This is a genomic window from Flavobacterium ustbae (genome assembly GCF_003946915.1).
GTDB classification, from domain to species: Bacteria; Bacteroidota; Bacteroidia; order Flavobacteriales; family Flavobacteriaceae; genus Flavobacterium; species Flavobacterium ustbae.
The window spans coordinates 18,318-32,386 of sequence record NZ_RPOC01000005.1 but is presented as its reverse complement, the minus strand read 5'-3'; the positions used below and the strand labels follow the sequence as shown (position 1 = coordinate 32,386).

Sequence of the window (14,069 nt, the reverse complement as noted above, 5' to 3'; positions counted from 1 at the left end):
TAACTTAATGTACTGGAAGGACTATATTTTACTTAGCGCTAAGTGCGTAAGTAAGTAATTCGCCAGCAATTTTCTGTAATTGTATTTCTTTCCACACTGTTTTCGTATTTTTAGGAGAGTTTATGTAGCAATTTAATTCATCATAAATTGTAATATTATGAAAACTAAATTGAAGATCATAAACTTCTATGTAAACGCAATTTTGCACTTTGTCAATGTAAATTTGTGCATCAAATTTTATGTTGTGATTATCTGTAACATATACTAAAAGTTTTGATACATGCTTTTTGAGCATACCATAATAAATTTCTCCTCTGAATTCTTTAGTTTTTATAGCTGCATTGATTAGGTTCATAGCGCATAAAATTACGAACAAAGCTTTTGTTGAGGAAGGTTTGCTATTTATAATATTTTTTGATTGAATAACCTGTTCACGATTTATGGTCGTTTTAAAATCCTTGATCTCTGATAATTGAATAAGATTTGATAATGCATCCAGCATATTTATTTGGTTTTTTAAAAAGCTAAAAGTAATGATAAAGCGTTGGAATGTTATAAATCTTTTGTAAAAAATGCCCGTAAATTTGAATCAAAATTAATTGCGGATACAATGGTTCCGCATTTTTTTTGGAAGAGTATTACTAAGCATACGTTTTGGAGATGTCGGAAATAATGACATGAGAAAAAGTGTATTCAACTAACTTTGCATGAGATGAATGTGAAAATTTATTAAAATTTTTCTAACACTGCAACAATTGGTCGTGAAATGATAGTTCTGAAATAATACTAAGCAGTAAAAACAATTTTTAATATGATTTAACTCTTCAAATCCACTACGGAAGAATTTACTAAAAGCTAGGACATGCGTGTCGGTATTCTTTGTCCATTCTGTCAATCATACTTCTTGTGTCGGAGGACTGATTTCGAAATGTCGTATTTTATCTTTGTACTTCATTTCCAAAATTATTTACAAAGTGGGGTGGGGGCAAGTGAATATTGAATGTGTGAAAAGATTATTTCTTTTTTTTGATTACTAAATGAGACAATGCCGGGTCATGTAAAAGACGTTCCAATTCTGAATTTACAATCTCAGCTATATCATCTTTTATCTGCAGATAATTGCGTTCAATCATGGTGTTATTTATGATCCGTACCGGACTGATCTGCTGATATGAATTCTCTTCTTTTTTAAGCTCATTATGATTATTTATTATTTCGGAATGGAATGTTTTAAGTTCAATTTTACAGTCAGGATTGTCGGCAGTCATGCCGACAAATTCCCCTGAACTTAAGCAGGAAATCTTAGATGCCGGAACTGCCGCTTCCAATTGTTTTGACCTGCTGACCGAGGTATCTGAGCTGTTAATTGAAAGGCTTTCACGTTCCTGCATTATTTTTCCAAAACGTTCAGAAAGCTGTTTGGCGGTGTCGCCGTTCACCTGACCGCTGATGATATTCCCGGTGATATTGAGTATGACATCTGCCTGCTCGCGGCCGTAATCTTTGCGCAGCTGGCTGAAGTCCTGAATCCCCAGACAGGTGCTTACTTTGTTGCTTCTTGCTGTAGCTATAAGACTGTCCATATTGTTGAGATAAATGGTAGGGAATTCATCAAATATCAGGCTGCTTTTAAGCCTGTCTTTCTGATTTACCTGCTTGATGAGCCTGCTCACAAAAAGGGAAAGCACAGCACCGTAAGTCTGGATTTTCAATGGATTGTTTCCCATGCAGACTAGCTTAGGATCTGCAGGATTATTAATATCGAGCGTAAAATCATTCCCGGAGAGTACATAATAAAGCTGCGCACTGGACAATCGTGCCATGGAAATCTTAGCGGAAGCGATTTGCCCCTCAAGCTGCTCCATGACATTGTTCAGATAGGCGCGGAAACAATTCAATTTTTATGACAAAGATAAACTGGATAACTACCGCTTGCACGAATATCCAGAAGCTTACAAGTTTAATCTCAGCAATGTGTTAAATACCCTTCCACTTAAAGGTGATGACGACGACTCATTTGAATCCCTTGCAAATTCTTTAAAAAAAGGTAGACGTGAAGAGGCGGTACTGCTTATTGAAGGGAGAGAAATGAAGGTTTTTTTAGAAGCAAATCCGCGTTTTAAGACACTCACGTTTTATAATGACAGGATGCAGAAGATTAGTTTGAGGGAGTTACAAAGTGGCTGTAAAGTCCAGCAGGTAAAGAAATCTGACATGCAATTTGAACGAGCTCCGAAAAAGTTGACACCTAAATTTTGAGCAATAAAAGCCATACTATGGATAGTATTAAAATCGCAACCATTTTTTTTCAAGCTATTGAAAATGACTTTCGGATCGGAACGACCCATATCGCGATATTTGCTGCACTGCTTCAGTTTCGTGCCACTAAAGACTTTATCAATCCTATACAGGCTTACAGTCTAGAAATTCAGAATATCGCTAAAGTGGTTTCTCCAAAGACTTATCATAAATGTATGAAGGAACTGGATTCTTATGGATACATAGTCTATGTTCCTACAAAAAATAAAAATAAAAGAAGCAGTATCTATTTTCATGTAGAATAATATAATTTTAGAAGTATGGAAGATTTTCTAACAAAAGACGATTTAAGACAATTTGGACTGATGCTGACTGAGTCCATGCGTACACTGATTTCACAAGCAATTCCACCAGTGAAAGATACTACCGAATCTTTATGGATTAAAAGCAAGTCAGTGAGAAAACTGCTTGATATATCTGCCGGTTCAGTCCAGAATCTTAGGATATCCAAGAAAGTGCGTTTTAAGAAAGTGCTTGGATCCTATTATTACAACAAAGAAGATCTTCAAAAACTTTTTGATGATGAAAAATAATAATAATGGGTTAAAAAAAAAGCATATTATGGATTACTTGTCAATGTATATCAATGATCCTAAACTTAATGTCTGGCATCTGTCAATTTTAACAGCCATATTAGGATTAGGGTATAGACAGGGGGAGAGAAGGAGGATAAAAGTCAGCCGCAGTAAGATTATGGAGTTATCGCACGTGAACACGCTGCCGACTTATCATAAATATTTCAAACAGCTACAGGATTTTGGATACATTAAATACAAACCATCTTACGATCCAGGCTATAAAAGCGAAGTAATACTATGTAAAAAGGGATTATCTCAAGATATTTGAGATAATCCCTTTTTTTAATTAATTATATCTTGAAATTATTGATCAAGAAGAAATGTTGTATTTCTTTTTGATAGCTTGTATTTCCTTTTCTAGTCTGTTGAGCGCAGCTATGTCTGGTTTAGATATTCTAGCCTCATTCTTATTGAGTTTTTTATTTAGAATAGACATTTCACGGCCAATCGTTGCCTGTTCTGTAATGGCATATGCTTCGGTCTGTTTGACAGATGCATGACCCAGCAGTTCTTTTACTACATTTATCGGAACGTTATTATTCAGGGTGACTGTACTTCCAAAAGTACGGCGCGCAACGTGGGTGGTCAGTGCAAAAGAAAAACCGCATAAATTGGCAACCTCTTTCAGATACTCGTTCATTTTCTGATTGGAAGAGACTGGAAGCACCGTACCGCGCTGAAGGCAGAGCGGGTGGTCTTTATATTTTTCAATTATCTTTAATGCTTGGGGAAGCAGAGGCACGTTAAATGAAGAATTGTTTTTCTGTCTTTCGGACATTATCCAGAGATTGCCGTCAATTCCTTCTTTGATATCTTTTCTTTTTAACTGATATGCATCGACATACGCCAGTCCTGTGTAGCATTGGAATACAAACACATCCCTTACGACATTAAGTCTTTCTGTCGTAAAACAATGTCTCTCCAGTTCATATAGTTCCTGTGTGGTAATAGGTTTCTTTACCAATTTTGTTTTTCGTCCCTTAAAGTTTTTAAACGGGTCTTTACTGATAATTTCATTGTCAATGGCTCGGATTACAATCTTTTTAAAATTTGCAATGTATTTCAGAGTTGTATTATTGCTGCATTCCCGAACTGTTCTAAGATAAAATTCAAAGTCCTTTACAAACTCAAGACTCAAATCCGAAAATTCGACATCATTTTTTTTAAACTTAAAGTTGATAAATGCGGTTAAATGATTTTTAGTAATAGTGAACCTATCCAGAGTTCCTTTTGCATAACCTTTTCCAAGCAATGATTTCATTTCATCATTATGTTTTTGGAATTCTTCCAGCACCTTTACTCGAGGTGTTACTCTTCCCAAGATATGATCCATAACTTTTTCGGCAGTTATGGGGTTTCCGCTGTGAATAATCTCCGTTTTAATTTCATGGATTTTAAAAGTCAATGAATCCAAAAAGTAGTTTAAAGACTTGGCATCTTCTTTGGTGCCGAGGGCGCGTTCTGTCTTTTGATCCCATCGGGTGAAGTCCCATCTTCTTTTGGTTGATGTTTCCTTAGTAATGCCATCAACGGTAATTCTAAGATGAACTGCTCTGATTTTACTTCCTTTGTGGGCGGTTTTTAAAAAAAATGCCATCCCAAAACTGTTCTCTAACATAATTCAGTTTTTTAGATTAATAAATATAGAATTATAGCTGTAAAAAAACAAGTCGTTAACCTCTTTAACCCCTTTATTTATAAGGGATTGCTTTAAAATTTGTGGCAAAATTTCTGTTGTGGTTTTTTTGCCACGATTTTGCCACAAAGATTTTGTGCAGTTTTAAAAAATATGAAAAGTGCAGTAAAAACAAAAAGCCTGCGAATCTTACGATTTGCAGGCTTTACCACGTTTTTTTCGGGCTTTTGAAAAGATTGAAAAACTTTCGTTTTCGCTTCTTTTACCCTTTTGGTGGGGAGAGCAGGATTCGAACCTGCGAAGTTCACACAGCAGATTTACAGTCTGCCCTCGTTGGCCGCTTGAGTATCTCCCCGATCTCAGCTATTGTGCTTAGTTGTTCTTAGCGGTGGCAAAGATAGCAACGTTTTCTAGATTTCCAAACAAAAAAATGACTTAATTTTAAGTTATTTTAAAGTTATTTTTTAATTCGCTGGAATTGAATAAAATAAAAATCTGCTAAATTGAAGTTTTTTTAAATTTGTCTTTAAAAATAAGAATATTCTCATGTTGTATTTGTGCTTTTTATTTTAGATTTAGGGATTAATAAAATCGTTAAGTGCTGTTTTTATTGATGTATTTGTGAAATATTATAAATATAGCCGAAAAAAAATCTGATAATAATATTTGAAATAGCTCTCTTTAATTTTTTTAAACTTTTTTTTCTAAATTTTCACTGTTAAGTTTCATGAGGATATAAAACAAAAAAATCTCCACAAGGGAGATTTTTCTATTATTTCAAAATAAAATTATTTTGCTAGCAATTCTTTGATTTTTGCTTTCAATTCGTCACCTCTTAAATCTTGAGCGACCACTTTTCCTGATGCATCAAGTATAAAAGTTGCTGGAATAGCTTCAACATTATATTGTTTTGCAATTGGCTCTTCCCAAAATTTCAGATTCGAAACATGAGTCCAAGTTAAGCCATCTTTTGCAATAGCTTCTTTCCATTTTGCAGCATCTTTATCCAAAGATACCCCAACGATATTTAATCCTTTAGAATGAAACTCTTTGTACAAAGCGACAACATGAGGATTTTCCTGTCTACATGGTCCGCACCACGAAGCCCAGAAATCTACGATTGTTACTTTGCCCATGCTTTCTTTAAGCGAAACTACTTTTCCTTCTGGATTTGGAGCCGAAAAATCAGCTCTTCATTTAGCGCTGCCTGGAGCTGGAGCTGTTGCACCAACTGATGGCATTTTTGCTTGACCAAATCTAGTTTTGATTTCTTTTCCAGGAGCAGTATTTTTTATAGACTCATCCAAAGTATTGTAAAGGCTTTCCAATTTTTTCATGTCAGCAGTTGGATCATTCAATAAACTTTGAATTATTAAAGCTGTAATGAAAGATTTTGGATGGTTTTCAGCATAAGCCAAATATTTCTTTTTGCTTCCTTCTTGTACTTCTTTTTGAATTTCCATGTATTGTTTCATCAAGCCATTGATAGTTGCTGTATCTTGTGCTTGTTGAGCTTGTTTCATTTTTTCGTTGTTCTTTTTCTGGAAATCAATTAAACTTTTTTGAGTTTTATTCATATCTTCCATGAAAGTTACATACTCGTCATTGTTGTAAGTTCCGGAGATTTTAGATTTATGGATACTATCTTTATCAATAGCAACTTTAATTTCTCCAGTTTCTAGAATAAATGGGATAGGTCCGTTTGCACCTTGTAATATTAAAGTATGAAAAGCTGGTTCTGTAACTTTTCCTTTTATTTCAAATTTTCCGTTTTCAACTTTTACTGTATCAAGAGAAAGTGGCATTCTTGTAGCAGGATCCTGACCTTGTAAGATAATAGTTTTTCCATTTTCAATTCCTGTAGCAGTACCAGTAATAAGGTATTCTCCATCTTTAACTTTACTGCAAGAAATGATAGCTGCAGAAGCTGTAAGTACAAAAAGTATTTTTTTCATTATAAAAAATTAATTAGTTAATTGATTTGTGCAACAAAAGTATCTAAAAATATAAAACATACAGAATTTTGCTGCCTAAAATTTTGTTATAGTTTTTTTTGCTTTAAAATGCCTAAAATCAGCGTGTTTGTTGGCTTAATTTGATCAAAAGATCTTAATAGGAAACTTATTTAAACGATCTGTGTTCAAATATTTGAATTTTGAGCATAAAAAAAGCACTCGTTTAATGGAGTGCTTTTTTATAAAATTTAGTAGTAAAAACTATTCTTGGTTTGTTTTCTTTCTCCAAGTAAAAGCGTTTAAGATATGTCTTTTTGCAAATCTTGCAGGAGAATCTGCATTTACCATTTTAACGTAAGTTGCTTTTGGAACACTAATGTATTCGTAAACACTTCCGTTAGAAAAGTCAATAATTAAACGTCCTTCAACAAATTTAAAATCTGTTATAGAACAAGTTGAAATTGTTTCTGTGTACTCAGGTAAATTAAGTTTGATAGTATCAGGGTGAATACTTACTAAGAAATGGTAAGCTTCGATGATCGTTTTGCTTTTTTCTTCTGCTTCTTTTAAACCAGCGTCATCACCTACAAATTTATCAGGATGAGATTCTTTCATCGCATTACGATAAATTGTCTTTAAATCTTTTAACTCTGCAGTTTTTTCTACGTTTAGTAACTTGCGGTATTCAACTATTTTTTTCATAAATAAAAGGTAACTACTTGTCTATTAGTTTGAAATCGTTTTGTTTTAGTTCAAATCGACAAATTTTTTGCAAAGGTACACTTTTTTTTAACTTTTTAGTTTTGATGCAAAAAATAATCGGTAAAGTTGGTTTATTAAAACGTTAATTGTTTTAGTGGAGTGTTTTTTTACTGCAATCCCGATAGCTATCGGGAGCAAGTTTTTTACGCAGAGTGCGCAAAGTTTTTTGAGAATCATTTAAAAATGAAAAGTTCGCAAAGCTTTGTATTAATAAAGCTTTGCGAACTTAATATATAGATCTAGCTCAGTCCTAAAATAAAATATCTTAGCGACCTTTGCGGTAAAAAATGCTCCGAATCTAAATTTGTGTTTAGCAATTTATCGCAAAGCGCGCAAAGGTTTTTACGCAGAGTACGCTAAGTTTTTTTGAGAATCATTTAAAAATGAAAGTTCGCAAAGCGATGTCTACACAAAGCTTTGCGAACTTAATATATAGATTCTACTTAGGCTCTTAATAAAATATCTTAGCGACCTTTGCGTTAAAAAATGACCCAGTCTTAAATGTTATGTGGAGTAATTTACCACAAATTACGTAAAGTTTTTTACGCAGAGTGCGCAAAGTTTTTATTTGAGAATCATTAAAATGAAAAGTTCGCAAAGCCATGTCAACACAAAGCTTTGCGAACTTAATATTTAGATTTTGCTTAGGTTCTTAATAAAATCTTAGCGACCTTTGCGGTAAAAAAAACACCCCCAACAAGCAACTTGAAACTAAAAAAACATGAAACCTGAAACAAAAAATTATTTCGGTTTATGATTCGCTTTATCGAAGTTTCTAGATTTCTTTGGATATTGTTTGTAGCTCATATCGCTTGGGTTTTCGATTATAGATTTAATCGTAATCCAATCGCCCTCTTTAAATTTAGCCTGAACCATTTTATAGTCTAAAAGATATACGCCACAGAAATAATTATTGTTTTCATCTTTTTCTATAATTCCCGTAAAAACTCCTTTTTGCGGCATTTTTTGCTCTGTATCTTTAGACATGATTTTTTGTTTTAAAATTAAAAGGCAAAGGTAAGCATTTAATGTTTGTTTTAGGGAGTTCCGTACAATCTGAGTATATTTGCACATGCAGAAAAATTTTAAGCCACATCCTAATTCCTTTAAAAATACGTTTTGTGCTTTTAGTGAGGTTCTTCCAGATGCAATTCAAGGATTGAAAAAACAATTTGAAAGCAAAGCAGGAAGTACTTATTATTATACTGAAGAAGGAATGTACCGCGTTTCGAATCATTGGGGAAGACTAGCGAATAGTAAGTGGCGTTTGATTGCCCGTAACCCCGATCCCGAGGCTTCGGGAGAATCTAAAACAAAGATAGGTTTTGCAAAGTGGGAAGAGTTTTATCCCGATAATGCCGAAGAAAAGTTATACTATATAAAAGCTGATTTAGAAAACAATCTTGCCAATTACGAGCACAAGAATAATCCAGAATATGATGGAAAAGCAATTTTAAGAACAAGTTTTGAAACTGCTAAAAGATTAAAACAAATTCGAAATTTGCAGCAACTGACCAATTGGGCAAAACATTTTGATTATGAAGATATTGATGAATTGCGGAAAGAAATCATCAACGAATTGATTTTTACAGAAAAAACGTTAGAACAAATTAAAAGAGAGGTGTAATGGGAAGAAATAACGAAAGAAATATCAAAAAGCATAATGATAAGCTCCACAAAGCTCAAGCAAAAGCTAAACAAGCCGAAATTTCAAGAAAAGAAAAGCTTAAAGAAATAGTAAAAAAATACAACGAAAGTAAAGAAGAAGAGAAATAAAAATATTTTCGCCACAGATTAAAAAGATTAGCACAGATTATTAAAAAAAATCTTTTGAATCCTTTTAATCTGTGGCAAAAACACGAATTAATTTTTTAGAAATACTAAATTAAAAATTAGTGAAAATTAGTGCAATTCGTGGCAAACAAAAGAATAAAACACAATGAACGCAAAATTTGAAACATTAAAAGCAGACGTACAAGAAATCATTGATTTAATTGCTGCAAAAAACGATAGGGAAGCCAACAATAAATTACTAGAAGTAAGCGAAAAATTAGATGAAATGATTGATTTTGCTGAAGAAGACGAAGAAGTGAGAGAAATTACCCGTTATCAGGTTTTGCTGAATCAGCTTCATGTAAAGATTAACGGAGAAGAACCACTTGATGGAGAGTAAAAAATGTTTCTGTGATACAGGATTGCCTTTTGATGACTGCTGTAATTTATATTTAAGCGGAAAACAAAAAGCACCATCAGCTTTAGCTTTAATGCGATCCAGATATTCTGCGTATGCAACTCATAATGCTGATTATCTGATGGAAACTACTTATGTTTCTGAAAGAAAATACTATTCGAAACCTGAAATATTAAGATGGGCAGTTTCGAATAAATGGCAACAATTGGAAATTTTGAGTTTCAGTGAAAATACAGTCGAATTCAAAGCTTACTTTTTAGATTCAGATAATAAACCACAAGTTCACTACGAATTTTCTACTTTTAAATTTGAAAATGGAGCTTGGTATTATGTTGATGGAAAGTTTGAATAATTATTATATCTAACACTGTTAGCTCGAGATTTTGGTTAAATATTTTAACTAAAAATTAATAAACGATTCGTTTTTCATAATTCCAAAAAGATGTAATTTTAGATTTATGAAAAACGAATTTAAAAAAGGCTTTTATTTTAAGACTTACGAAGCTCCTTTTCAGTCTCCGTTTGACAAACTTTTTACGATTTTTAAAGAGTTGATCACCCATACTTCGGGCGATTTTGATGAAGCAATCAACTGGCTTCGGGAACTGGACAACGAATATAAACTTACCGACGAAAATTATACAATCGACGATTTTATCGAAGACCTAAAGAAAAAGGGTTACATTAGAGATGAAGTTAAAGGCGATGGCAGTAATGGTTTTGGTATTACAGCAAAAACCGAACGAGCGATTCGTCAGCAAGCTTTAGATCAGATTTTCGGAAATTTAAAACGTTCTGGAAGTGGCAATCATAAAACCAAACATGCTGGAAATGGCGATGAACATACTGGAGAATTCCGCGAATTTAATTTTGGAGACAGTCTCGAGAGAATTTCTTTAACCGAAAGTCTCCGAAATGCGCAAATCAATAATGGTGTTGATGCTTTTAAATTGACAGAAAATGATTTGGTCGTCGAAGAAGCGCAATACAAAGCGCAAATGAGTACAGTTTTGATGATCGACATAAGCCACAGTATGATTTTATACGGCGAAGACCGAATCACGCCTGCCAAAAAAGTGGCAATGGCTTTAGCTGAATTAATCACAACAAGATACCCAAAAGATACGTTAGATATTTTAGTTTTTGGAAATGACGCCTGGACGATTCCGATCAAAGATTTGCCGTATTTACAGGTTGGACCATATCATACCAATACAGTTGCTGGCTTGCAATTGGCGATGGACATTCTTCGCAGAAAGCGAAATACCAACAAACAGATTTTCATGATTACGGACGGAAAACCGAGCTGCGTTCGCGAGCGTGACGGTTCCTATTATATGAACAGCAATGGACTCGATGAATATATTGTCGATAAATGCTATACACAAGCTCAGCAGGCGCGAAAACTTCATATTCCGATTACTACTTTTATGATTGCTCGAGATCCCTATCTACAGCGTTTTGTGAATCAGTTTACAGAAGCCAATCAAGGAAAAGCATTTTACACCGGATTGAAAGGTTTGGGTGAAATGATTTTTGAGGATTACGAAGCAAATAGGAAGAAGAGAGTTAAATAAGGTCCTAAGGTTCTGAGGAATAAAGGCGCTAAGGAAAGTGACAAAGAAACAAAGTAACAGAGAGGCAAAGGTTTTTTCGCATTGCTTAATCGTAGAGACGCACTGCAGTGCGTCTAACACAAGCAAAATAAATCAGCAAAATCTCCAAAATCTGCGGGAGAAATTATTCAATACTATTTAAATAATATAATTATAAACCTAGATATGAATCTACTAGACATAAAAACATTAGGCCAATTAAAAGCCTCTGGATATAAAACCAAATCAATCAAAGACGAATTGCGTAATAATCTTCGTGAAAAAATTAAATCAGGGAAGCCTGTTTTTGAAGGTGTTCACGGATTTGAAAATACCGTAATTCCAGAATTAGAACGTGCAATTCTTTCTCGTCACAATATCAATTTATTGGGACTTCGCGGGCAAGCAAAAACGCGTTTGGCTCGTAAGATGGTCGAATTATTAGACGAATATATTCCGTTTGTGGAAGGCTCTGAAATTAACGACGATCCGTTGAATCCGATTTCTCGTTTTGCAAGAGATTTGATTGCTGAGAAAGGTGATGAAACGCCAATTTCATGGTTGCACAGAAATGAACGTTTCTTTGAAAAACTAGCAACGCCAGACGTAACCGTTGCAGATTTGATTGGAGATGTTGACCCGATTAAAGCTGCAAATTTAAAATTATCTTATGCAGACGATCGTGTAATTCATTTTGGAATGATTCCGCGAGCGAATCGCTGTATTTTTGTGATTAATGAGTTACCTGATTTACAGGCAAGAATTCAAGTTGCATTGTTTAATATTTTGCAGGAAGGCGATATCCAAATTCGTGGATTTAAATTGAGAATGCCTTTAGATATGCAATTTGTTTTCACGGCAAATCCAGAAGATTATACCAATAGAGGAAGTATTGTAACGCCTTTGAAAGATAGAATTGGTTCGCAGATTTTGACGCATTATCCAGAAAGTATCGAGATTGCCAGAACCATTACCGAGCAAGAATCGAAACTGGATCAGAACCAAACTGATATTGTGTATGTTCCGAGTTTGGCTAGAGATATTTTAGAACAAATAAGTTTTGAAGCACGCGAAAGCGAATATATCGACAACAAAAGCGGTGTAAGTGCGAGAATGAGCATTACAGCGTTCGAAAACTTAATTAGTACAGCAGAACGCCGTGCCTTAATTTCAGGCGCCGATAAAACGACTTTACGTTTGTCTGATTTTGTTGGAATAATTCCAGCGATTACAGGAAAAGTAGAATTGGTTTATGAAGGAGAGCAGGAGGGAGCTGATGTTGTGGCTGAAAGTCTAATTGGATCTGCCATTCGAACTTTATTTCCAGAATATTTCCCAAAAATCGAAAAATTAGAAAAACCAGACGAGAAAACGCCTTATTCTGATGTAGTGGAATGGTTTTTCGCAGAAAGCGGTTTCGAATTATTAGATGACGCTTCTGATAAAGAATACAAAAGTATTTTAGATGAAATAAGTCCGTTAGATGATTTATTGAAAAAATACCAGCCTCAATTGGCAAAAGAAGATGTGTATTTCATGAAAGAATTTATTCTTTGGGGATTGGTAGAATATAAAAAACTGAGCAAAGACCGTTTTGCAAAAGGAAATCAGTTTAGAGATATTTACGGAAGTTATATCAGTAAGTTTTAAACTGTTTACGATTTAAAGATTACATTAAACCCAACGGATTTTAAAGTCTGTTGGGTTTGTTTTTTTAAACACATAGAAACATAGATTTTTAGATTTGTAAAAAAGATAATTGAAAGAAACTAGTTTGTAACACATAGTTTTTTCGGTATTAAACCCGACAGGTTTTTAAAAACTGTCGGGTTTGCTTTTTAGAAACATAGCGAGAGATTTGTCATCCTGAGGAACGAAGGATCACACTCGTGAATCGACAAAGATTGGTCAAATTTCTTTTCGGAGCTTCTTGTGTGATCCTTCGTTCCTCAGGATGACAAACCATCCCCAAACAACTATGTGAATTTTAAACAAGTGAAACGCCTTTTCTAATTTTGCAATCCCGATAGTTATCGGGAATGTTCCTATATGTTTAAATAAAAAGTAACCTGGACTAGTGTGTTTTTCAAAACCGGTTGAATCATTTTCTCTGTTAATACCTTACTTTTACAATCCAAAAATCAATTTATGTTATTCCTTGTATTAAGTATTCTTTGCAGTGTTATTGTTGGTGTGATTTTCAAGATTTCCAGGAAATATAATGCTAATGCATCACAAATCATTTCCTTCAATTATATAGCTGCGATTACGCTTTGTTACTTTACTTTTACGCCAGATCTTAATGCTTTAGATCATAATGCGCCGTTAGAAATTTACACTTCAGTTGGAATTTTGCTTCCGATTTTATTTTTGTTTTTGGCGCTTTCCATAAAATATATGGGAATTGCAAAAACAGATGCAGCTCAAAGATTGTCATTATTTATTCCGATTTTGGCGGCTTGGCTCTTGTTTAATGAAGGATTCAATACCTATAAAATTATTGGGGTATTAGTTGGTTTCACAGCGCTTTTATTCATCTTAAGAAAACCTACAGAAAATACACAAAACAAATGGATTTATCCCGCAACAGTTCTGCTTGGTTTTGGAGTTATTGATATTCTTTTCAAGAAAATAGCGTTATATACTGTTGTTCCTTATACAACATCTTTGTTTTTTGTCTTTCTAATTGCTTTTGCTGTTTCTATTCTTATAGTTATATATAAGTTATTTATAGCAAAAGAAAATTTCGTTTTAAAAAGCATTCCTTTCGGGATATTGGTTGGGATTTTCAACTTCGGAAATATATTATTCTACTTAAAAGCGCATAAAGCATTTGCAGAAAATCCATCAACGGTTTTTGCAGGAATGAATATGGGGGTAATTATTCTAGGAACTCTTATTGGTGCATTTTTCTTTAAAGAAAAACTATCTAAAATCAATATTTTGGGATTATTTTTAGCGCTAATTGCCGTTGTTTTTATATTTTTTTCGCAATTACAATAATTTTTTTTAGAGCGTAATCCTTTAGTTTAC

General features: G+C 33.8%; 15 protein-coding genes, 1 tRNA gene and 1 pseudogene. 9 read left to right on the top strand and 8 right to left on the bottom strand.

All coding sequences use genetic code 11. The annotated features are described in order from the left end of the window. Positions 1–28 precede the first annotated feature (28 nt). Together EG814_RS08830 and EG814_RS08825 are read right to left on the bottom strand one after the other, a co-directional pair. Positions 29–502, bottom strand: coding sequence for a hypothetical protein (locus EG814_RS08830; RefSeq protein WP_125720996.1), 474 nt, complete (start codon positions 500–502; stop codon positions 29–31). A gap of 511 nt (positions 503–1,013) precedes the next feature. Then, the gene (locus EG814_RS08825) at positions 1,014–1,898 is read right to left on the bottom strand and encodes a TraG/TraD/VirD4 family protein (RefSeq protein ID WP_262699910.1); all 885 of its coding nucleotides are present in this window, start codon (positions 1,896–1,898) and stop codon (positions 1,014–1,016) included. A 378-nt stretch (positions 1,899–2,276) separates the two neighbouring features. On the opposite strand from EG814_RS08825, the gene EG814_RS08815 reads away from it, so the two are divergent. Together EG814_RS08815 and EG814_RS08810 are read left to right on the top strand one after the other, a co-directional pair. Continuing rightward, positions 2,277–2,564 (top strand): hypothetical protein, encoded by a 288-nt coding sequence (locus EG814_RS08815; RefSeq protein WP_125720991.1) that lies wholly within the window; start codon positions 2,277–2,279, stop codon positions 2,562–2,564. 15 nt (positions 2,565–2,579) lie between these two features. After that, positions 2,580–2,852 (top strand): MerR family transcriptional regulator, encoded by a 273-nt coding sequence (locus tag EG814_RS08810; RefSeq protein WP_125720989.1) that lies wholly within the window; start codon positions 2,580–2,582, stop codon positions 2,850–2,852. A gap of 355 nt (positions 2,853–3,207) precedes the next feature. Here the strand turns inward: EG814_RS08810 and EG814_RS08800 are convergent, their stop codons facing one another. From EG814_RS08800 to EG814_RS08775, 6 genes and pseudogenes are all read right to left on the bottom strand, one after another. Then, positions 3,208–4,515, bottom strand: a complete 1,308-nt coding sequence (locus EG814_RS08800; protein ID WP_125720987.1) for a site-specific integrase — start codon at positions 4,513–4,515, stop codon at positions 3,208–3,210. Positions 4,516–4,804: 289 nt separating this feature from the next. Next, positions 4,805–4,888, bottom strand: a tRNA-Tyr gene (locus EG814_RS08795). 433 nt (positions 4,889–5,321) lie between these two features. Next, positions 5,322–5,708, bottom strand: a pseudogene (locus EG814_RS08790) (TlpA family protein disulfide reductase); the annotation flags it as partial. An 18-nt stretch (positions 5,709–5,726) separates the two neighbouring features. After that, a complete protein-coding gene (locus tag EG814_RS08785) occupies positions 5,727–6,488 on the bottom strand; it encodes a DUF4369 domain-containing protein (protein ID WP_125720983.1) in 762 nt (253 codons plus the stop codon). Positions 6,489–6,749: 261 nt separating this feature from the next. Beyond that, on the bottom strand, positions 6,750–7,190 hold the full coding sequence (locus EG814_RS08780) for a KTSC domain-containing protein (protein WP_125720981.1): 441 nt from the start codon (positions 7,188–7,190) through the stop codon (positions 6,750–6,752). Between the two features lie 801 nt (positions 7,191–7,991). Then, complete coding sequence (locus tag EG814_RS08775) at positions 7,992–8,237, bottom strand: hypothetical protein (RefSeq protein ID WP_125720979.1); 246 nt, start codon at positions 8,235–8,237, stop codon at positions 7,992–7,994. Positions 8,238–8,322: 85 nt separating this feature from the next. Here EG814_RS08775 and EG814_RS08770 point away from each other — a divergent pair, with 85 nt between their 5' ends. The 7 genes from EG814_RS08770 to EG814_RS08745 all read left to right on the top strand — a co-directional run bounded on the left by EG814_RS08770 (position 8,323) and on the right by EG814_RS08745 (position 14,039). Continuing rightward, positions 8,323–8,877: a hypothetical protein gene (locus EG814_RS08770; protein ID WP_125720977.1), complete on the top strand. Its 555-nt coding sequence runs from the start codon at positions 8,323–8,325 to the stop codon at positions 8,875–8,877. Further along, positions 8,877–9,026, top strand: coding sequence for a hypothetical protein (locus EG814_RS20985; RefSeq protein ID WP_164515294.1), 150 nt, complete (start codon positions 8,877–8,879; stop codon positions 9,024–9,026). Before EG814_RS08770 ends, EG814_RS20985 begins: the two co-directional genes overlap by 1 nt. A 163-nt stretch (positions 9,027–9,189) precedes the next feature. Next, a complete protein-coding gene (locus EG814_RS08765) occupies positions 9,190–9,423 on the top strand; it encodes a hypothetical protein (protein WP_125720976.1) in 234 nt (77 codons plus the stop codon). Then, the gene (locus tag EG814_RS08760) at positions 9,413–9,793 is read left to right on the top strand and encodes a YchJ family protein (RefSeq protein ID WP_125720974.1); all 381 of its coding nucleotides are present in this window, start codon (positions 9,413–9,415) and stop codon (positions 9,791–9,793) included. Before EG814_RS08765 ends, EG814_RS08760 begins: the two co-directional genes overlap by 11 nt. Positions 9,794–9,899: 106 nt before the next feature. Beyond that, positions 9,900–11,018 carry a vWA domain-containing protein gene (locus EG814_RS08755; RefSeq protein ID WP_125720972.1) on the top strand — a complete coding sequence of 373 codons (1,119 nt, stop codon included), beginning with the start codon at positions 9,900–9,902 and terminating at the stop codon, positions 11,016–11,018. Between the two features lie 204 nt (positions 11,019–11,222). Further along, the gene (locus EG814_RS08750) at positions 11,223–12,686 is read left to right on the top strand and encodes an AAA family ATPase (RefSeq protein ID WP_125720970.1); all 1,464 of its coding nucleotides are present in this window, start codon (positions 11,223–11,225) and stop codon (positions 12,684–12,686) included. 498 nt (positions 12,687–13,184) lie between these two features. After that, positions 13,185–14,039 carry an EamA/RhaT family transporter gene (locus tag EG814_RS08745; protein ID WP_125720968.1) on the top strand — a complete coding sequence of 285 codons (855 nt, stop codon included), beginning with the start codon at positions 13,185–13,187 and terminating at the stop codon, positions 14,037–14,039. Positions 14,040–14,069 lie beyond the last annotated feature (30 nt).